This window comes from Jannaschia sp. M317 (assembly GCF_025141175.1).
Classification (GTDB): Bacteria; Pseudomonadota; Alphaproteobacteria; order Rhodobacterales; family Rhodobacteraceae; genus Jannaschia.
Genome location: NZ_CP081155.1, coordinates 2,561,742 through 2,581,988, shown reverse-complemented (window position 1 = coordinate 2,581,988; position 20,247 = coordinate 2,561,742). Strand labels below are relative to the sequence as shown.

Below are 20,247 nucleotides of genomic sequence, written 5' to 3'. Positions count from 1 at the left end.
CAGTATCACATTCCGTGCGTAGCTTTCGCAGGACAGCCCCACACGCCCTGTCGCAAGGATACCTGATCAATGCCGCCGCTCGTACCTGAATCGCTGCCGTTGCTGGAACAGATGGTGGATGCCCTGAAGGAGCCGACGCTCCTGCTGGATCCGAATGGTCGCGTGGCGGCGGCCAATCTGGCGTCGCATGAATGGTTTGGCACGTGGATTGACGGTCAATCATACGTCAGCGTTCTGCGGCAGCCGGATCTGCTTGGCCCTGTCGAGGATGCCTTTGGATACGGACGCGCCGGAACGGCCCAGTTTTCGCATTCTGCGGGTGCGGTAGAGACCTTGTTCGAGGTGTCCGTCTCGCCAATCGCGGCCCAGCCCGGACGGCGCATGGTCTTGCTGGTGTTTCGGGACGTGTCGGCCAAGCGCAACGAGGAATCGATGCGCAGGGATTTCGTGGCCAACGTCAGTCACGAGCTGAAGACCCCCCTGACCGCGATCATGGGCTTTATCGAAACGCTGCAAGGACCGGCGCGCCGGGATCCTTCCGCGCAGGAGCGGTTTCTGGGGCTTATGGCGCTGGAAACGGCGCGGATGAACCGGCTTGTGTCCGACCTGCTGGCGCTTAGCCGGTTGGAAGGACTGACGCGCAGGCGCCCCAAGGATCAGGTCAATCTGGCCCAGGTGCTGCGCGATGCGGTTGAATCCCTGTCCATGGGGGCCGACCTGGCCGAAGTCGCGCTGCGCCCCGTGTTGCCGGAAACGGCCATGGTTGTGGGCGATCGGGATCAGCTGATGCAGGTTGCCATGAACCTGATCGAGAACGGGATCAAATATGGCGGGCGTCCGGGGGCGGTCGATGTATCGCTTGTGGAAATCGCGCGGGAACCCGTGCTGCGCGGTCCTGCCTGGGTGTTGGAGGTGCGCGATGACGGACCGGGCATCCCGCCGGAACACCTGCCGCGCCTGACAGAGCGGTTTTACCGGGTCGATACAGGGCGATCCAGGGAACAGGGCGGCACCGGTCTGGGCCTGTCGATCGTCAAGCACATCGTCAATCGCCACCGAGGCCGCATGCGGATCGACAGCCGCGAAGGTCGGGGGACGCGGGTGACCATCACCGTGCCCGCGCAGGTGTGATCAGCGTCCGATTTTCTGCAAATTTTGCCTAAATCGGCCGCCGTCATAAAACTGTTACCAAGCCGTCACAAAAGCCCAACACCCGATGCCTAGCTGCCGCGTCAGATGATCGTCCAAGGGGGCGGTCATGTTCGAAGACACAAACAGGAGTTGTCATGTCTTTCACCAAGACCGCCGTGTCCGTGCTGGCCGTTGCCGCCGTTTCCGCGACCGCCGCTGCCGCCCGTGACCAGGTCCAGGTTGCCGGTTCCTCGACCGTGCTGCCCTATGCCTCCATCGTTGCCGAGGCCTTTGGCGAGAACTTTGAATTTCCGACGCCCGTCGTCGAATCCGGTGGCTCCTCCGCTGGCCTGAAGCGTTTCTGCGAAGGCGTGGGCGAGAACACCATCGACATCGCCAATGCCTCGCGCAAGATCCGCGACAAGGAAATCGCCGCCTGTGCCGAGGCCGGCGTGACCGACATCATCGAAGTCCGCATCGGCTATGACGGCATCGTCTTTGCCAGCCAGCAGTCGGGCCCGGCCTTCACCGCCTTTACGCCGTCCGACCTGTTCAACGCCCTGGCCCCCAAGGTCATGGTTGACGGTGCCCTGGTCGACAACCCGTACACCCAGTGGTCGGATTTCAACGCCGACCTGCCGGCCGCCGAGATCCTGGCCTTCATTCCGGGCACCAAGCACGGCACGCGCGAAGTCTTCGAAGAGAAGGTGATCGCCGAGGGTTGCGAAGCCACCGGTGCCTTTGAGGCGATGATGGCCGCCGGCATGTCGGAAGACGACGCCGAGGACGCCTGCCTGGAGGTTCGCACCGACGGACGTTCGGTCGACATCGACGGCGACTACACCGAAACCCTGGCCCGCATCGACGCCTCGCCGAACGGGATCGGTGTCTTCGGTCTGTCGTTCTACGAGAACAACACCGACAAGTTGAAAGTCGCCACGATGGACGGCGTCGCGCCCTCGACCGAGACGATTTCGACCGGTGAATACCCCGTGTCGCGCCCGCTCTACTTCTACATCAAGAAGGCCCACATCGGCGCGATCCCCGGCCTGAAGGAATTCGCAGAATTCTTCGTCTCCGACGACATCTCGGGCCCCGACGGCCCGCTGTCGGACTACGGTCTGGTGTCCGACCCGGAACTGCCCGCCGTGCAGGCGACGGTGTCCGATGAAGTGACCATGAACTAAGTCACCACCGGGTTGGGGCGCGCATGCGGCGTGCCCCAACCCATCCTTGCCCGCGCTGACCGGAGCTTTCGATGCCGTTGTCATGGTTGATTATCCTGCTGGCCGTCCTTGGGACGGCTGCATTCATTCTGGCCCGAGGTCGGGCGCTGGCCTCTGTCTCGGGCGATGCGCGAGAGCTGCATAGCCTGCCGATCTATTACGGATTGAACGGTCTCTTGATGGCTTTGACGCCTGCTTTGGGGCTGTTGGTCGTCTGGCTGCTGGTGCAGCCCATGATATTGGAACGCTCCGTTGCCGCCGACTTTCCCGAAAGCGCGATCCCCGAAGGATCGACCATCGGGTTGGTGATGTCCGACGTGCGCCGCGTGGCCGACGGGCTGGACGTTTCGGGCATCGCGCCACAGCGGCTGTCGGCCATGTCTACCGAAGACATTTCCGCCGCGCTCGCCTCTGGGGGTGTGGCGCTTGGTGCGGATCTGGACGCGGCCATTCTGGATGCGGCAAACGACTACCGCGGTGCGCGCGCCACGCTGTCGATGATGATGTTTGCCGCTGTCACCGTCCTGGCCCTGATCGGGGCTGCCTGGGCGATCAAGCGCAGCGATGGGGCCTTTCGTGCCCGCAACGTCGTCGAGAAGGGTGTTCTGGTCCTGCTGATGGCGGCTGCGTCCATCGCGATCCTGACGACGTTGGGCATTGTTTTGTCGATGTTGTTCGAAACGATGAACTTCTTCTCGCAGTATCGCTGGCAGGATTTCTTTTTCTCGACCACCTGGTCGCCGAGTTTCTCGGGCCGGGGCGGCGCGTCGGAGCTGGGCATCCTGCCGCTGCTTTGGGGGACGCTGTACATCTCGCTGATCGCTTTGCTGGTCGCGGTGCCGGTGGGTCTGTTCGCAGCGATCTATCTGTCGGAATACGCGGGGCCCAAGTTTCGCGCCTTTGCCAAGCCCTTGCTGGAAATCCTGGCCGGCATCCCGACCATCGTCTACGGCTTGTTCGCGCTGATCACCGTGGGCCCGTTGTTGCGCGATGTCATCGCCGAACCGATGGGCCTTGGCAACTCTGCCTCGTCGGTCATGACGGCCGGGTTGGTGATGGGCATCATGCTTATCCCCTTCGTGTCATCGCTGTCGGACGACATCATCAACGCGGTGCCGCAGGCGATGCGCGACGGATCGTTGGGTCTGGGGGCGACGAAGTCCGAAACCATCCGCCAGGTCATCGTGCCCGCCGCCTTGCCTGGCATCGTGGGGGCCATCCTGCTGGCGGCTTCGCGCGCCATCGGTGAGACGATGATCGTGGTGTTGGGCGCGGGGGCCGCGGCCCGGCTGGGCCTGAACCCGTTCGAGGCGATGACCACCGTGACGGTCAAGATCGTCAGCCAATTGACCGGCGACACCGATTTCGCTTCGCCCGAGACGCTTGTGGCCTTTGCCCTTGGCCTCACCCTTTTCGTGATCACGCTGGGGCTGAATGTCCTCGCCCTCTATATCGTGCGCAAGTACCGGGAGCAGTACGAATGACCGACGCCACCGCACCTGCGGCATCCGGGGCCGGCAAGGGCTCTCTCATGTCCGCCGACGCCCACACGACGAAACGAAACGCGGCAGAAGCCCGGTTCAAGATGTACGGCTTTGCCGCGGTCTGTATCGGCATCCTGATGCTGATCCTGCTGATGACTTCGATCCTGGGCGCGGGCCTTTCCGCGTTCCGCCAGACCTCGATCCAGATCATGGTCGAACTGCCCGAGGACAAGCTGGACAAATCCGGCGTTCGGGATCTGGACGTCATGCGGAAGGTCACGACCTTCGGGTATGCGCCGCTGCTGCGCGCAGGTCTGGCCGCCACGTTGGAAGCCAACGGCATCAAAACCGAGCTGTCCGCCAAGGACGCCGCCGAGATCATTTCGGACGAGAGCGTGGCGCAGCTGCGCAACTACGTTCTGGCCAACCCGGAGATCGTCGGCAGCACGATCCCGGTCGAGGTGCTGGCCAATGGACGCATCGACGGTTTCTACAAGGGGCGCGTCACCTATGCTTCGGCAGAGCTGGACAACAACGTCTCGCCCGCACAGCTTGATCTGGCCGTCGCGCTGGAGGAAGCGGGCCTGCTCCGGACCGGTTTCAACTGGAAATTCCTGACCTGGCCCGATGCATCGGACACAAGGCCAGAGGCTGCGGGTCTGGGCGTCGCGATCCTTGGATCCCTGTACATGATGCTGATCGTGCTGGTTCTGGCCCTGCCCATCGGCGTCGCCGCCAGCATCTATCTGGAAGAGTTCGCGCCGCAAAACCGGATTACCGACCTGATCGAGGTCAATATCTCGAACCTGGCGGCTGTTCCGTCCATCGTGTTCGGCATCCTGGGTCTGGCGATCTTCATCAACTTTGCGGGGCTGCCCCAATCGGCACCCATCGTGGGCGGGCTGGTCCTGACGTTGATGACCCTGCCGACGATCATCATCGCCACACGTGCCGCGTTGAAAGCCGTGCCGCCGTCGATCCGCGATGCGGCCCTGGGCCTGGGCGCGTCCAAGATGCAATCGGTGTTTCATCACGTTCTGCCTCTGGCCATGCCCGGTATCCTGACCGGCACGATCATCGGCTTGGCGCAGGCCCTGGGGGAAACCGCCCCGCTGCTGCTGATCGGCATGGTGGCTTTCGTGCGGGAATATCCAGACGCCCCGCCCGAAGGCTTCTTCGACCCGGCCTCCGCCTTGCCGGTGCAGGTCTTCAACTGGACGCAACGGTCCGATCCGGCCTTTGTGGAACGGGCCTCGGGTGCGATCATCGTGCTGCTGGTTTTCCTGCTGATCATGAACCTGACGGCGATCTATCTGCGCCGCAAATTCGAACGCCGCTGGTAAGGGGCCGATACAATGAACGATATGCGATTGACGGAGAGAGCCGTGGACAATCAAGAGGCCAAGATCACCGCGCGCGGCGTGCAGGTCTATTACGGCGACACCCATGCCATCAAGGACGTGAACGTAGAGATCGCCGACAAGATGGTCACCGCCTTCATTGGCCCGTCGGGGTGCGGCAAGTCCACCTTCCTGCGCTGCATCAACCGGATGAACGATACGATCTCGGTGGCCCGCGTCGAAGGCGACATCCGTATTGACGGCGAGGACATCTATGACAAACGGGTCGACCCGGTGCAGCTGCGCGCCAAGGTCGGCATGGTTTTCCAGAAACCGAACCCGTTTCCTAAGTCGATCTATGACAATGTCGCCTACGGCCCGCGCATTCACGGGCTGGCGACGGACAAGGCGGATCTGGACAACATCGTGGAATCCTCCCTGCGCCGCGCGGCTCTTTGGGATGAGGCCAAGGACCGGTTGCTACAGCCAGGCACCGGCCTGTCGGGCGGGCAGCAGCAGCGGCTTTGCATTGCACGGGCCGTCGCGACCAGCCCCGAGATCCTGCTGATGGACGAACCCTGTTCGGCCCTCGACCCCATTGCCACCGCCCAGGTGGAAGAGCTGATCGACGAGCTGCGGCAGAACTATTCCGTGGTGATCGTCACCCATTCCATGCAGCAGGCGGCGCGGGTCAGTCAGCGCACGGCCTTTTTCCACCTCGGCAACCTGGTGGAATACGGCGAAACCGGCAAGATCTTTACCCAGCCGGAAGACAGTCGCACCGAAAGCTACATTTCCGGCCGGATCGGCTGAGGAGCAGGACAATGATCCAATCGAACCACATCGTGACGGCGTTTGACCGTGATCTGGAGGCGATCCAGGCCCTGATCATGAAAATGGGCGGGCAGGTCGAGGACGCCATCGACAAGGCAACCATCGCCTTGATCGAGGGCGACTCGGAACTGGCGGCCAAGGTGCGCGCCGGGGACAAGATCATCGACGCCATGGAACACAACGTCAACGAAGAGGCCGCGCGCGTCATCGCCCTGCGCCAGCCCATCGCGACCGACCTGCGCACCGTGCTGACCATCTTCCGCATCTCGGCGGCGCTGGAACGTATCGGGGACTATGCCAAGAACATGGCCAAGCGGTCCGAAATCCTGTTGGAGCTGCATCCGGTCGAAGGTGGCACCGCCAGCCTGCGCCGCATGTCCAAGGCCGTTCAGCTGATGCTGAAGGATGCGCTGGACGCTTATATCCAGCGCGATGCCGATCTGGCCGCCGACGTGCGCGCCCGCGACGAAGAAGTGGACCAGATGTATAACGGTCTGTTCCGTGAATATCTGACCCACATGATGGAAGACCCGCGCAACATCACGGCCTGCATGCACCTGCATTTCATGGCCAAGAACATAGAGCGCATGGGCGATCTGGTCACCGGCATCGCCGAACAGGTCATCTATCTGGTGACCGGCGAAATGCCCGATGATGAGCGGACGAAGGCCGACATCACCTCGTCCACCAAGGGCGGCACGGTGAGCTGAGATGTCTGCAAACCCCTCTGTCCTGGTTGTAGAGGACGAGGCCCCGCAACGGGAAATCCTCGTCTACAACCTGGAGGCCGAAGGCTATGACGTGCGTCAGGCCACTTCGGGTGATGCCGCCATGGATCTGGCGCGCGAAGATGCGCCGGATCTGATCCTGCTGGACTGGATGCTGCCCGAGGTGTCGGGCATCGAGGTGTGCCGTCGCCTGAAATCCCGGCCGGAAACGCGCGGCATTCCGGTCATCATGATCTCTGCGCGGTCCGAAGAAGTGGACCGGGTGCGGGGGTTGGAAACCGGGGCCGATGACTACGTGGTCAAACCCTATTCCGTGGTCGAATTGATGGCCCGTATCCGCACCCAACTGCGCCGTGTGCGGCCCGCATCGGTTGGCGAGGTGCTTGAATTCGATGACATTTCTGTCAACACCGAGGAACACCGCGTCTTCCGCCAGGGGGCCGAGTTGCACCTGGGGCCGACCGAGTTCCGCCTGCTGACGACATTCATGGAACGGCCGGGACGGGTCTGGTCGCGGGATCAGTTGCTGGACCGGGTCTGGGGGCGCGATATCTATGTCGACAGTCGCACCGTCGACGTCCACGTCGGGCGCCTGCGCAAGGCGCTGCGCAATGCCAGTGGATCCGACGACCCGATCCGTACGGTTCGGGGCGCGGGCTATGCGCTTGGCTGATCGTCCTTGGACAGCGCGCGCAGGATGTCCGTCTCGCTGATCTGACCGACCGGTTTGCCGTTCTGATGGATGGCAACCGGTCCGGTGCTTAGCACCTCGCGCATCACCGTTTCGACCGGGGTGTCGTGGGGCAGGGCGGTCGCCTCTGGCGCGGGGGTGCCGGTGACCATAACGTCACCTGCGGTCAGAACGGTCAGCGGGTTCATGTGCGACACGAAATCCGCCACATAGTCGTTCGCGGGTGTGGCGATGATTTCCTGCGGGGTGCCGCATTGAACGATGCGCCCCCCCTCCATGATGGCGATGCGGTTGCCGATCTTGAACGCCTCGTCCAGGTCGTGGCTGACGAAAATGATCGTGCGCTGCAGGTCCGATTGCAGCTCCAACAGTTCATCCTGAAGGCGGGACCGGATCAACGGGTCGAGCGCCGAGAACGGCTCGTCCATCAGCAGGATCGGGGCTTCGGTTGCGAATGCACGGGCCAGGCCCACACGTTGTTGCATCCCGCCCGACAGATCGCCCACCTTGCGGTCGGCCCAATCCGAAAGGCCGACCAGCGCCAGTTGCCGATCGACGCGGGTCGCGATTTCAGGCGCGGCGATGCCGGACAGCTCCAACCCCAGGCCCACGTTGTCGCGCACGCTGCGCCAGGGCAGCAGGCCGAATTGCTGAAAAACCATGGACACGCATTCGCGCCGCAGCTTGCGCAGATCATCCGCCGAGCAATCGGGCAGGGTCGACGACCAGGCCCCGTCGGTCACCGTAACCGACCCGCGCACCACCGGGTTCAAACCATTCACCGCCCGCAACAAGGTCGACTTGCCCGAACCGGACAGACCCATCAGCACCAGGATCTCACCTTCGGCCACATCGAGCGAGCAGTTGTGGACGCCCAGAACCTGGCCCGTTTTCTTCTGGATCTCGGACCGGTCAAGCCCTTGGTCCATAAGGGGCAGGGCGACTTGGGGCTTGTCCCCGAAAACGATGGAAACGTTGTCGAAACGCACGGCGGTCATTGGCTGTCTCCGCGGTTCAGCATCCGGTCGAGCATGATGGCGACGACCACGATGACGAAGCCGCTTTCAAAGCCCAACGCCGTGTTCACCTGGTTGAGCGCACGCACAACCGGCACGCCCAGCCCGTCGGCCCCGACCAGCGCGGCGATCACGACCATCGACAGCGACAGCATGATCGTTTGCGTCAGGCCGACCATGATCTGGGGCAGCGCATAGGGCAGCTCTACCTTCCAGAGAACCTGACGCGGGGTGCCACCAAAGGCGCGCGCGGCTTCCAACAGGGGCATCGGGGTGGACACGACGCCGAGGTAGGTCAACCTGATCGGTGCGGGCAGCACAAAGATCACCGTCGCGATCAGGCCCGGCACCATGCCGATGCCAAAGAACACGATGGCCGGGATCAGATATACGAAGGTCGGCAGGGTCTGCATCAGGTCCAGAACAGGGCGGATCGTGGCGTAGAACCTGGGTCGGTGGGCCGCCGCGATGCCGATCGGGACCCCGACCGCCATGCATACGACGCAAGCCGACAGGACCAATGTCAGGCTTTCGGTCGTCTCTTCCCAATAGCCTTGGTTCAGGATGAACAGAAAACCGAGGGCGATGAACAGGCAGGTTTTCCAGCTGCGTCGCAGATACCAGGTGAAGGCGACGAAAACGCCGACGATGATCAAGGGATGCGGTGTTTGCAGCACCCAGAGGATCGCGTCGATCATAACTTCCATCGCCACGGCGAAGGCGTCGAACGCCCAGTAGAAGTTGTCTTGCAGCCAGTCGAAGACGCTGGCCGCGACCTTTCCCACCGGGATCTTGTTGTCGGTTAGCCAGTCCATCGTGCCTGCCAGTTCTGTCGGAAACGGTCGCCACCGGGCAAGCGGCCCGGCAGCGTCCCGTCATTTCATGGGGTAATTATTGAAGAGCGGCGGTCACGGCGGCGAGGGCATCGCCCCCGTCCAGGGTGGTGACACCGTCAAGCCAGCCGTCCAGCACGTCGGTGTGCGCCTTCAGCCAGGTCGTTGCCGCATCCTCCGGGTCTTCGCCGTCGTTGAGGATTGCGCCCATGATCTCATTCTCCATCGACAAGGTGAAGCTGAGATTTTCCAACAGTTTGCCAACGTTCGGGCAGTCCGCGACATAGCCGGCGCGGGTGTTGGTGTAGACGGTCGCGCCACCCAGGTTCGGCCCGAAGAAATCGTCGCCACCTTCCAGATAGGTAAGATCGAAGTTGGCGTTCATGGGGTGGGGTTCCCAGCCGAGAAAGACGATCGGCTCTTCGCGCCGGGTCAGACGTTCCACCTGCGCCAGCATCCCCTGTTCGGAGGATTCGACCACCTCGAAGTCCGACAGGCCAAAGGCGTCGGCGTCGATCATCGACTGGATCAGACGGTTGCCGTCATTGCCCGGCTCGATGCCAAAGATCTTGCCGTCCAGCGCATCGGCATAGGCTGCAATATCCCCGAAGGACGCAATTCCAAGGGCTTGCGCGGCGTCGTTCACGGCCAGCGTATACTTGGCCCCTTCGAGATTGGCGCGAACCGTGTCCACGGTCCCGGCCTCACGGTAGGGGGCGATGTCACCTTCCATCGTGGGCATCCAGTTGCCCAGGAACACGTCGATATCGCCTGCGGCCATCGAGGTGTAGGTCACCGGAACGGACAACACCTTGACATCCGTCTCATAGCCCAGCGCCTCCAGCAGAACGGAGGTCGCGGCTGTGGTTGCGGTGATGTCAGTCCAGCCAACATCGGCAAAGTTGACCTCTTCGCAGGCGGCCTGTGCGGCTGCGGCGGAAAGGGCCAGCGCGGACGCGGTCAGTGTCAGACGGATCATTTTGGAACTCCCTCGTGTGTTTTGCCCAGAATAGACGCCATCGACGCCATCGGTGCAAGCGGTTGCGGCCCGGGTTGCGTCTGCGTCGGGGGCGTGCGCGGCATTATCTTGGACCTGGGGCGCACAGACATGATCGACGAGACGTGATTCTTGTCATCGAGGCATTCCGTCGGGTCCTGCACGTGCCCTGAAGGATGTGCCCAGACCGGTCAACAATCGCGCAATCAAGCCGCGACATTGTGCATCCGGCGCAGGACACCGGCGCAATGAACCGCCGAGACAGGCCAATTTCGCGGCCCCTGCCGCATCTGCCTTGACAGTTTCTGCACCTGCACAATCCTGAGGGCGCAGCGCGAGCAATGGTGGTCGCGTCGCTAGGATCGACAAGGGGCAAAGACGCTCATCGGATCGGGTTTTCCCGTGAAAGGAGCGTTTCTGTGTCCGCAGAGTTCAACTCCATATCCAACCCCGGAACGGCGGCCCCGCACGACGGGATCGTGATCGTCGGGGGTGGCCCGGTTGGAATGCGCACGGCGCAGGTGCTGGCACGCGCGGGCCTGGCATCGGTCGTGCTGACGGATGAGACGGTCGATCCCTACAATCGCGTGCAACTGACGCCCCTGCTTGCGGGCGAGGCACAGTTTCGGGACATCATCCTGCCGGGGCCAACAAGGCCCGAGCAGGCCGCGCAGCTTTGCCTGGGGCAGCACGTTGTGCGAATCGACCGCACCACGCGCAAGGTCGTGACAGCCGCAGGGGCGATCTGGCCCTATCGCAAGCTGGTCCTGGCGACCGGATCGCGCGCCTTTGTACCCAACATCCCCGGACGGCATCGCGACGGTGTGTTCCGCTTTCGCAGCGCCGATGACGCCTCGGCCCTGCTGGCGCGGTCGTTTTCGGCGCGGCGTGTCGCGGTGATCGGTGGCGGGCTGCTGGGATTGGAGGCGGCGCGCGGCATGGCACAGCGCGGTTGTGCGGTCACCATTGTCGAACACGAGGGCCGGTTGATGCCACGTCAGCTGGATGCCGCAGGCGGTGCCCTTTTGGCGGACCGGGTCGCGGACATGGGGGTCGTCGTGCGCACAGGGGTCGCGGTCAAGGAAATCACCGGCACGGAACGTGTCGCAGGACTCGCGCTGTCCGACGGGACGGAGATCGCCTGCGACACGGTCGTGATCTGCACCGGCATCCGCGCCAATCTGGACCTGGCGCGCGACGCCGGGCTGGCCTTTGGTCGGGGCATCACGGTCGATGATCGCATGCAGACCTCGGACCCGGATATCCTGGCCGTCGGCGAATGCGCCGAACATGATGGTCAGCTCTACGGGCTGGTCGGTCCCGGCCTGTTGCAGGCAGAGGTCGCCGCCGACCGGATCGCGGGTCACGCGTCGCGGTTCGATGCCCGCCCACCCGCCACAAAGCTGAAGGTCATCGGGGCCGAGGTTTTTTCCGCAGGACCGGTCGAACAACTGGAGGCCCGCGCAAACGTCCGCACCCATGCCTGGCAAAGCGGCGGTGCCTACCGCCGCATCTTTATCGAGCGGGGGCGTCTGGTCGCCGCCATCGCAGTCGGCGGCTGGCGCGATGTCGGACGGGTGCAGGACGCGGTTGGTCACGGGCTGACGGTGCAGCCCTGGATGGTCTTCCGGTTTCGCGCCAACGGTCACCTCTGGCCGGAAAGCGACCACAGCGCAGAGGTGATGGCCGATGGCGCGACGGTCTGTAATTGCACGGGGGTGACTGCGGGTCAGCTGCGCCGTGCCATGTCGCAGGGTGCCGCGACCGTCCCGGATCTGTCTGCGGCGACCGGGGCAGGGACCGTCTGCGGTACCTGCCAGCCGCTGATGGCCGAGATGATCGACGCGGGTGGCGCGCCGGAACCGATCCCCTTGTGGAAACCGGTGCTGGGGCTGTCGTCGGTGGCCATGCTGATCGGGGCTGTACCCCTGGTGGTCGGGGCCGTGCCGTTTCCGGACAGCTACGCGCCCGACAGCCTGCGGGATTGGCTGTGGCGGGACAACATCGTCAAGCAATGGACAGGGTTTCTGCTGGTCGGCCTGACGTTGGCCGCCTTTGCACTGGGTCTGCGCAAGCGGGTACGCTGGCTGGACAGGCTTGGCGGGTTCAATGGGTGGCGGTTGGTGCACAACGGCATCGGGCTGGTCGCCTTGGCCGGGTTTCTGTTGCACACCGGTTTTGCGCTTGGATCCGGTTGGAACCTGGCTTTGGGGCTGACGTTTCTGGGGGCCATCCTGATCGGTGCCTTGGCGGGGCTTGCGACCGGTGGGGATCATGCCCTGCGCGCGCGCCAGATCGGAACCGCCCGCAACCCGCCGCGCCGGGTTCCGACTTGGGCGCACATCCTGCTGCTTTGGCCGCTGCCGTTGCTCGTCCTGTTTCACGCGCTTGCGTCCTATGCGTTCTGAGGGGGCCTGATGAAGACCAAGCATCTTTGGCTGTTGTGGATCGCGCTGACGGTGGGGCTGGGCTTTGCCGCCTCAGCCCGGTTGTACGTCGGTGGCGATCGGACGGCGTTTCTGCCGGGGGAGACATCCGGGGTGCACCATCAGTTCGAGGTCGCCTGCGAAACCTGCCATACCTCGGAGCCTTTCGAGGATCAGAACTCCATTCGCAAGGATCTGAACAAGACCTGCGTCACCTGTCACAAGGACGACCTGAAAGAGGCCAACGACAGCCATCCGGTCAAGAAATTCAAGAACCCAAGGATGGCCGCCTATTGGGACCGGATCGACGCGCGGTTCTGCACATCGTGTCATTCCGAACATGAACCCGAGATCACACTGGCCGGTCTGCTGACCCTGCCCGGTGACCTGTGCGTCGCCTGCCATTCCGAAGGTGAACAGGATGTGCGCGTGAATCGCCCCACGCACGAGGGGCTGACGTTCGATACCTGCGCGTCTTCGGGGTGCCACAACTTTCATGACAACCGCGCGCTCTATGAGGACTTTCTGGTCAAGCACGCCGGTCAGCCATGGCTCGCGCCCGAGCCTGTGCACCCGCCCGCCGTGCTGGCCCGTGCCCGTCTGCGCCCGGATGCGGATGCGCTGGCAGGCTACCTTGCAGCGGTCGTCGCGCCCGAGGTCGCACAGGGCACGCAGGCCGATACCCACTGGGCCGCCTCCGCCCATGCGGCGGCGGACGTCGGTTGCGGCGGATGTCATGCGCCCGAGGCCGAAACCCCGGCCGAGATCGAAGCCGCCTGGATCGACGCCCCGGAGGAGGCCGTCTGCACCGACTGTCATCGCGGTCAGGCCAAGACATTCGCCCTGGGGCGCCACGGCATGCGCGGCCATCCCGAAATTGCGCGTCCGCGAAACACCGAACGGATGCTCAAGCGGCTGGGCTGGGACGACCCTGCCGAAGGCGTCGTGACCGCGCTGGAGGCCTATCTGGGCGACACCGCGCCGCCGCCTCTGATGTCCACGTCCGAGGCCCGCGTCGATCTGCACCCAGAGGCCCTGGGCCGCCACGTCACCTGTTCCACCTGTCACGCCCCGCACGAACAGGATCTGCAGGTTGCGTCCGTCGGGGCCTGCCTGACCTGCCATTCCGACGACCACAGCCAGGCCTACCAGGACAGCCCGCACCACGACCTGGTGCTGGCCGAACGGGCGGGCGACTTGCCGCCCGGGTCTGGGGTGACCTGTGCCACCTGTCACATGCCCCAGGCCGAGCGCCGCGGTGTGGTCAGCACCAATCACAACCAGAACGACACTCTTCGCCCGAATGAAAAGATGATCCGTCCCGTCTGCATGTCCTGCCACAGCCTCGAATTCTCGATCGACGCGCTGGCCGATGCGGATCTGGTGCGACGGAATTTCTCGGGTGAACCGGATCGCCATGTCGAAAGCATCGACTGGGCGGTGAACCGCGTGGACCGACCGGACGAAGGCGCCAACCAATGACCGGCCGGCCACGCTCCCTGCAACTGGAACAGAAACAGGAAAGACAGATATGAGAACGATGAACGCAAAGGTCAAAGCCCTTGTCGTCGGATGTGTCCTGGCCACAGGCGGCCAAGCCACCGCCGAAGGTATGGATTACGAGACGGTTACGGACCTTCTCCACCTCGTCATGAGCTCGGACAGGACGGTCTATACCCGCATGATCGTGAACCGCCTCGCGGTCGAGGAAGGGGTGATCAAGGCCTCTGAACATTTCGAGGATGAAAAGGCCCTCGTGTTGCCTGCCCAGATGTTCCGGTTCGGCGCAGAAATGGTCGCCGAAGAAACCGACGAATTTTCTTACTCGTTGCTGTCGCTTTGGCCGATCAACAAGCAGAATGCGCCGACCACGGAAATGGAAAAGGAAGGTCTGGAATTCATCTCGGCCAATCCGGGCGAAAATTTCTACGGCGAGGAAGAGCTGGGCGGGACGAACTATTTCACTGCCGTCTACCCGGACGTTGCCGTGGCGACGGCCTGCTACAGTTGCCACAACGACCACAAGGATAGCCCGCGTACCGATTTCGACGCCGGTGATGTCATGGGTGGTGTGGTCATCCGCATTCCGATGGACTGATGCGGCGCGCGGGCCTGGTACTCGGGGCGCTTGCCGCCTTGTCCGGTCCTGCCTTGGGGCAGGCGGGGCCGCGCGGGTTGGACGGTTTTGTGACCGTGGACCGCCTGCCGGTCCCCGAGGCCCCCGCCTTGCGTGTTGGCCGGGATGTCTGGGGTGGCACGTGCGAAATCTGTCACGGCGGAAATCGTCTGACCGGAGCGCCCAAGATCACCTCGACCGAGGACTGGAGTCCGAGGATCGAAACCGGGCTTGCCACCCTATTCACCCATGCGATCGAGGGGTTCATCGGCCCCCGGTACGCCGAAATGCCCAGCCGCGGCGGCAATCCCGACCTCTCGGATGCAGAGGTGCGTGCCGCCGTGGCTTTCATGGTCTGGGCCAGCGGCGGGCGACGACCCGCGTTGGACTGGGCAAATGGGACAGCCAAAGACAGGATTGAACAATGAACGACGCACAAATCACCCTCGTGCAGGACAGCTTTGCCAAGGTCGTGCCGATCAAGGACGCCGCCGCCGAGATCTTTTACGCCGACCTTTTCGAGACCTCGCCCGAGGTCAAACCCTACTTTGCCAACTCCGACATGAAAGAGCAGGGGACCAAGTTGATGGCCACCTTGGGCGTCGTGGTCAACGGGTTGCGCGACCTCGACAAGATCGTGCCGGTGGCGCAGAAACTGGCTGTCGGGCACGTGGCTTACGGCGTGAAGGCCGAGGACTACGACAAGGTCGGTGCCTCCCTGCTCCGGACGTTGGAAAAAGGCCTGGGGGAGGGGTTTACCCCGGACGTCAAGGACGCCTGGGCTACCGCCTATGGCATTCTGGCCGGCGTGATGAAGGACGCAGCCTATCCCGCGCCAGCCCCCCTTGCAGCCACGCCGACGCCTGCAAATGCCCCGGCGGCACCGGCCAAACGCCCATTCTGGAAGTTTTGGGCCTGACTGCAATCCGCCCGGCGTGCACCTGACGCAGGTCGCGGGGCGGTTTCATGGTGGCAACAGACGTGTGCGGCGGTTCACTGCCGCCGCGCTCTGGCTTTTGGGGACACGGATGACTGTTAACGTGGACAGTTCAGATTGAACCGGCGGCCGTGAGTAAGTGAGGGGGGCAGAGCGGGGGCGATCGCCAGGTTCTGCGACACCCATGCGACTTGCGTCCGCGAACATCCATCGGTTCGGGGCGACCGTGGCCGATTATGTCATCGATATCCGGCGCGGAGAATTGCCTGTCAGTTTTCCAGCGCGTCTTACCCCAGGATTTGGACAGGTCGTTCCCATTGGATCAAGACCGCGCAACCCGTTTCTGACCAGACAGAGTGCTGGCTGCCTTCCGGGTTGAGGATCAGCGCGCCCTTGGAATAATCGCCCCGTTCATCGGATTGAACCCCATCAAGAACAAGGATCGATTCAAGCCCGGTATGTAAATGAAGCGGTACTTTCGCACCGGGAGCATAGCGTAGAATGGCGACAGCCGGGGAGGTTTTCCGGATGTGGTGAATGTCCACACCTTCGCGAAAATACTCAAAGGGCAATTCTTGCCAGGTGTCGACGAAGTCTTTCAGGGAAAGCGGCTTATCCATTCAAGGCGTCTTTCAATTCTGCGAAGGTGGATGTCCAGCCGACGATCGCGCCTTGTGCGCGGATCATTTCCAGCGTCGCAGCCTTGAATTCGGGGAAGTAGCTTTCCGTGGCATCTTCGATCAGCAGGCATTCAAACCCGCGATCATTGGCTTCGCGCATGGTGGTTTGAACGCAAACCTCGGTCGTGACGCCTGCAAAAATCAGGGTCTTTGTTCCCAGCTGCGCAAGGTGGGCCGATAAATTGGTCGCAAAGAAGGCCCCTTTGCCGGGCTTGTCGATAACCAGCTCATCCGCAATTGGATAAACCTGTTCTACGATGTCTGCTCCGTCTTCACCTGCGACAAGGATACGGCCCATGGGACCCTGGTCGCCAATGCGCAATTTAGGCGCGCCGCGGTCGCGTTTCGCCGGTGGGAGGTCGGATAGATCCTGCTTGTGACACTCTCGCGTGTGGATCACCGGAATGCCCTTGTCACGGCACAGCGCTATCAGCGCAGCCGTTGTCGGGACGATGGCCTGAAGAAGGCTGACATCATTTCCAAGCGTTTCCCCGAAACCGCCTGGTTCAATGAAATCACGCTGCATATCGATCGCGATCAGCGCGGTGGTCGCTGTGTCAAAGGTGATCTGAAAGGGTTGTGCGGTTGAAATCTGTGTCATCAGGAATGGCCTCCCATATGATGCCCGATTGTCGCAATGTCGGCCTGTGCAATGGGCGCATCATAGGAAATACGACCCTCGGACATGACAAGAACACGGTCTGACAACTCCATTATCTCATCAAGATCCTCGGACATCAGAAGCACTGCTGCATTTGCATTGCGTGTCGCCATGATACGGGCGCGAATTTCGCTGACGGCAGAAAAATCCAGACCAAAACACGGATTGGAAATCACCAGAAGATCAACTTCGCCAGATAGTTCCCTTGCCAGAACGGCGCGCTGGACGTTGCCCCCCGAAAGGGACTGGATCGGGCTTTCAAGCGAGGCTGTCTTGACCTTGAAGGCCGCGACGAGGTCAGCGGCGCGGCTGCGCATGGTGCCAGGGGACAGCCAGAATCCACCCCCGTCAAAGCTGCGAAAGGCAATGTTTTCAGTGACAGACATACGCGGGGCACAGGCATTTTGCAGCGGTTCTTCGGGAAGAAATCGCACCCGCGCCTGCTTGGATTCCTTGCGCGTACCGGTGTAGGGCATGCCTTTCACGCGGATCGTTCCGTTCTCGAGTGCGCGTTGGCCGGTCAGGATTTCCATCAATTCCATCTGGCCATTTCCGGAAATGCCAGCGATCCCGACGATCTCTCCGGCGCGTACGTTCAGGTCGGATATCTCGATGTCCTTCAGTCCGGATCGATCCCGCGTACGGGCGTTTTGAACCTGGAGTACGGTATTTCCGGACATCGCTGCGCGCTCGCTGGGTGCAATGACTGCAGCATCCCCCATCATCATCGCCGCCATATCCGCATGGCTGAGGTCGCTGACCTTGCCACTGCCTACCAGATTGCCGCGTCGCAAGACGGACACCTCATCGGCGTAGGCGGTCACTTCCCGAAATTTATGCGTTATCATCAGCACCGAGACAGCGCCCATTTCGCAAATTTTGCGCACATGGCCAAGAACCTCGTCGGCCTCGTCAGGGGTCAAAACCGACGTTGGTTCGTCAAGGATCAGGAACCTGCGGCCCAGATAAAGTTGCTTGAGAATTTCCAGCTTCTGCTTTTCGCCCGCAGCGAGCGCGCGCACAGGCTGATCCAGGGGTACCTGAAATGGCATATCGGCCATGAATGCCTGCAGGGCCGCGCGTTCGCTGCGCCAGTCAATCACGCGCGGCGCGTCTTCACGACTGATTACCAGATTTTCGGCAGCCGTCAGCGAAGGGACCAGCGTGAAATGTTGATACACCATTCCGAGCCCGAGCGCATGGGCAGCCTTGGGATCCGGTATGCGGGCTTCCTTGCGATCGACCAGCATTTGCCCGCTGGTTGCTTGGTAAAACCCCATCATGCATTTTACCAAAGTCGATTTGCCCGCGCCGTTTTCACCTAGCAGAGCGTGGAAACTGCCGGGCTTCACATGGATCGAGCAATCATTCAGCGCGGTAAAAGCACCAAACTGCATGGTCATATGCAAGGTTTCGACGCCAATCGCCTGGCTATTCATGGCAATTGCGCCAGGATACTTGCGCTGTCGCTAACTGCTCCAAAGACGCCGCCCTGCATGGTTACCATCTTCAACGCGGCGTCGTGGTTTCCCTTGTCAGTGGCGCCACAGCAATCAGACAGCACAAGACATTCGAACCCCCTGTCATTGCCTTCGCGCATGGTGGTGGAGACGCAAACATCAGTGGTGATGCCGGTCAGGATGATATTCTCAATCCCCCGTGTCCGCAGGATCATTTCCAGATCAGTGGCGCAAAAGCTGCCTTTGCCTGGCTTGTCGATTATCGGTTCGCCGTCGACGGGATACAGATCAGGGATGATGTCCCAGCCTGGTTCGCCGCGCACAAGGATCTTGCCGCAGGGGCCTGGGTCGCCGATGCCCGCCCCGATCTGTTGGCTGCGCCACCGCTTGTTGGCGGGCAGATCGGCAAGGTCTGGGCGGTGGCCTTCGCGGGTGTGGATGACGTGATAGCCCTTGCTCCGCATCGCTGACAGAACCCGTTTGATCGGCTCAATCGGGGCCTGCGTCATCGACAGGTCGTACCCCATCTTGTCCACATACCCGCCCACGCCGCAGAAATCGGTCTGCATGTCGATGATCATCAACGCAGTGTTTTCGGGGCGCAGATCACCGTTGTATGGCCAGGCGTAAGGCGTGGCATCGATGGTGCGATGGGCGATATCCTTCATTCCGCTGCCTCCGGCGTTGTCTTGAACATCCTGGTCGGAGCGGCGAAGCCAAAGTCGGTGCCATCGGTGACTTTCACCTCATCCTCCCACGGGAGGCGGTATTGGCCAGCGGCCAGATCAGTCATGTAGGTATAGGGACAGTCCTGCGCGCCGCCTTTGACGGCGACATAGCCGCGATGACCAAACTGGTAGATGTTGTTTTCCACGCCCCAATTGATGCGCGCTTCGCGGACCAGATCCGGGCGCACCTCGGCGGTGATGATCTCATCCGCGCGGCCCGATGTGCCATGGGCGATGATTGACCCATCAAAGTTGCAGATCATGCCTTCGCCCATGCTGTCAAAGGTGCCGTCCGAGCCGCACATGCAGACGTTCGCCGTTACCATCAGATTGCAAAAGGCGTTGGATTGGTTCGTGAATTTCCAGCTGTCGCGGATCGGTGCGGTATAGCCGGCCGTGCGCAACATGATCTCGGCCCCCTTGTAGGCCGCTTCGCGCGCCATTTCGGGGAACATGCCGTCATGGCAGATGATCAGGGACAGCTTGCAGCCCTTCGGTCCGTCGATCACAGGAATACCGCCATCGCCCGGGGCCCATGGCTCGACCGGAACCCAAGGGTGCATCTTGCGGTAGTAGAGCTGAACCTCACCTTGATTGTCGATGATCAGGCCGGTGTTCCATGGCATCCCGCCTGGGTTCTTTTCCATGATCGAAAAGCAGCCCCAGATGTCATTGTCGATGCAGGCTTGCTTGAAGGCTGCCACTTCCGGGCCGTCCATCGTGCACATGATGTCGGGATTGATATCCATCGACAGCCCGTGCAGCGCATATTCAGGAAAGACCACCAGATCCATCGTGCCCATGTTCCGCCGCGCCTTGGCGGTCATTTCAACGATCCGCGCGGTCTGAGCGGCGAGATCGGTGGGCGTGACGACCGTGGGCAGTTTCAGTTGCACCAAGCCGATGACCACACCGTTGGGCGATTTGTTAAGACCTCCGAGCCCGTTCATGTCATTCTC

20 protein-coding genes are annotated in these 20,247 nt (G+C 62.3%); 12 read left to right on the top strand and 8 right to left on the bottom strand.

Going from position 1 to position 20,247, the window contains the following annotated elements:
- Window positions 1–69: 69 nt before the first annotated feature.
- From K3551_RS13090 to phoB, 7 genes are all read left to right on the top strand, one after another.
- The gene (locus tag K3551_RS13090; protein ID WP_259913971.1) at window positions 70–1,131 is read left to right on the top strand and encodes a cell wall metabolism sensor histidine kinase WalK; all 1,062 of its coding nucleotides are present in this window, start codon (window positions 70–72) and stop codon (window positions 1,129–1,131) included.
- Window positions 1,132–1,286: 155 nt separating this feature from the next.
- On the top strand, window positions 1,287–2,318 hold the full coding sequence (locus K3551_RS13085; protein ID WP_259913967.1) for a substrate-binding domain-containing protein: 1,032 nt from the start codon (window positions 1,287–1,289) through the stop codon (window positions 2,316–2,318).
- Between the two features lie 71 nt (window positions 2,319–2,389).
- Entirely contained in the window at window positions 2,390–3,841 is a 1,452-nt protein-coding gene (gene pstC / locus K3551_RS13080) for a phosphate ABC transporter permease subunit PstC (protein WP_259913964.1), read from the top strand.
- A complete protein-coding gene (gene pstA / locus K3551_RS13075; protein WP_259913962.1) occupies window positions 3,838–5,184 on the top strand; it encodes a phosphate ABC transporter permease PstA in 1,347 nt (448 codons plus the stop codon). Before pstC ends, pstA begins: the two co-directional genes overlap by 4 nt.
- A gap of 12 nt (window positions 5,185–5,196) precedes the next feature.
- On the top strand, window positions 5,197–5,994 hold the full coding sequence (gene pstB, locus K3551_RS13070; RefSeq protein ID WP_259913960.1) for a phosphate ABC transporter ATP-binding protein PstB: 798 nt from the start codon (window positions 5,197–5,199) through the stop codon (window positions 5,992–5,994).
- Between the two features lie 11 nt (window positions 5,995–6,005).
- Window positions 6,006–6,725: a phosphate signaling complex protein PhoU gene (gene phoU, locus K3551_RS13065; protein WP_259913958.1), complete on the top strand. Its 720-nt coding sequence runs from the start codon at window positions 6,006–6,008 to the stop codon at window positions 6,723–6,725.
- A 1-nt stretch (window position 6,726) separates the two neighbouring features.
- Window positions 6,727–7,416, top strand: a complete 690-nt coding sequence (phoB, locus tag K3551_RS13060) for a phosphate regulon transcriptional regulator PhoB (protein WP_259913955.1) — start codon at window positions 6,727–6,729, stop codon at window positions 7,414–7,416.
- On the opposite strand, the gene choV is transcribed toward phoB, so the two are convergent.
- The 3 genes from choV to K3551_RS13045 all read right to left on the bottom strand — a co-directional run bounded on the left by choV (window position 7,401) and on the right by K3551_RS13045 (window position 10,262).
- On the bottom strand, window positions 7,401–8,432 hold the full coding sequence (choV, locus tag K3551_RS13055) for a choline ABC transporter ATP-binding protein (RefSeq protein ID WP_259913952.1): 1,032 nt from the start codon (window positions 8,430–8,432) through the stop codon (window positions 7,401–7,403). The genes phoB and choV overlap by 16 nt on opposite strands.
- A complete protein-coding gene (gene choW, locus K3551_RS13050) occupies window positions 8,429–9,265 on the bottom strand; it encodes a choline ABC transporter permease subunit (protein WP_259913950.1) in 837 nt (278 codons plus the stop codon). The genes choV and choW overlap by 4 nt, the downstream gene beginning before the upstream one ends.
- 76 nt (window positions 9,266–9,341) lie before the next feature.
- Entirely contained in the window at window positions 9,342–10,262 is a 921-nt protein-coding gene (locus tag K3551_RS13045) for a choline ABC transporter substrate-binding protein (RefSeq protein WP_259913949.1), read from the bottom strand.
- A 437-nt stretch (window positions 10,263–10,699) separates the two neighbouring features.
- On the opposite strand from K3551_RS13045, the gene K3551_RS13040 reads away from it, so the two are divergent.
- The 5 genes from K3551_RS13040 to K3551_RS13020 are packed head-to-tail and all read left to right on the top strand — an operon-like array spanning window position 10,700 to window position 15,741.
- The gene (locus K3551_RS13040) at window positions 10,700–12,688 is read left to right on the top strand and encodes an FAD-dependent oxidoreductase (protein WP_259913946.1); all 1,989 of its coding nucleotides are present in this window, start codon (window positions 10,700–10,702) and stop codon (window positions 12,686–12,688) included.
- A gap of 9 nt (window positions 12,689–12,697) precedes the next feature.
- Complete coding sequence (locus K3551_RS13035) at window positions 12,698–14,188, top strand: cytochrome c3 family protein (RefSeq protein WP_259913943.1); 1,491 nt, start codon at window positions 12,698–12,700, stop codon at window positions 14,186–14,188.
- Between the two features lie 49 nt (window positions 14,189–14,237).
- On the top strand, window positions 14,238–14,804 hold the full coding sequence (locus K3551_RS13030; protein WP_259913941.1) for a DUF3365 domain-containing protein: 567 nt from the start codon (window positions 14,238–14,240) through the stop codon (window positions 14,802–14,804).
- Window positions 14,804–15,250 (top strand): cytochrome c5 family protein, encoded by a 447-nt coding sequence (locus tag K3551_RS13025; RefSeq protein ID WP_259913938.1) that lies wholly within the window; start codon window positions 14,804–14,806, stop codon window positions 15,248–15,250. The genes K3551_RS13030 and K3551_RS13025 overlap by 1 nt, the downstream gene beginning before the upstream one ends.
- Complete coding sequence (locus tag K3551_RS13020) at window positions 15,247–15,741, top strand: globin family protein (protein ID WP_259913936.1); 495 nt, start codon at window positions 15,247–15,249, stop codon at window positions 15,739–15,741. The genes K3551_RS13025 and K3551_RS13020 overlap by 4 nt, the downstream gene beginning before the upstream one ends.
- A gap of 305 nt (window positions 15,742–16,046) precedes the next feature.
- Here the strand turns inward: K3551_RS13020 and K3551_RS13015 are convergent, their stop codons facing one another.
- Genes K3551_RS13015 through K3551_RS12995 form a run of 5 tightly spaced genes read right to left on the bottom strand, consistent with a single transcriptional unit; the run spans window position 16,047 to window position 20,238 of the window.
- Window positions 16,047–16,379 carry a cupin domain-containing protein gene (locus tag K3551_RS13015; RefSeq protein ID WP_259913934.1) on the bottom strand — a complete coding sequence of 111 codons (333 nt, stop codon included), beginning with the start codon at window positions 16,377–16,379 and terminating at the stop codon, window positions 16,047–16,049.
- Window positions 16,372–17,040 carry a cysteine hydrolase family protein gene (locus K3551_RS13010; RefSeq protein ID WP_259913931.1) on the bottom strand — a complete coding sequence of 223 codons (669 nt, stop codon included), beginning with the start codon at window positions 17,038–17,040 and terminating at the stop codon, window positions 16,372–16,374. The genes K3551_RS13015 and K3551_RS13010 overlap by 8 nt, the downstream gene beginning before the upstream one ends.
- Window positions 17,040–18,539, bottom strand: a complete 1,500-nt coding sequence (locus K3551_RS13005) for an ABC transporter ATP-binding protein (RefSeq protein WP_259913928.1) — start codon at window positions 18,537–18,539, stop codon at window positions 17,040–17,042. Before K3551_RS13005 ends, K3551_RS13010 begins: the two co-directional genes overlap by 1 nt.
- A complete protein-coding gene (locus K3551_RS13000) occupies window positions 18,536–19,228 on the bottom strand; it encodes a cysteine hydrolase family protein (protein WP_259913926.1) in 693 nt (230 codons plus the stop codon). Before K3551_RS13000 ends, K3551_RS13005 begins: the two co-directional genes overlap by 4 nt.
- Window positions 19,225–20,238: a formamidase gene (locus K3551_RS12995; RefSeq protein ID WP_259913915.1), complete on the bottom strand. Its 1,014-nt coding sequence runs from the start codon at window positions 20,236–20,238 to the stop codon at window positions 19,225–19,227. The genes K3551_RS13000 and K3551_RS12995 overlap by 4 nt, the downstream gene beginning before the upstream one ends.
- Between the last annotated feature and the right edge of the window lie 9 nt (window positions 20,239–20,247).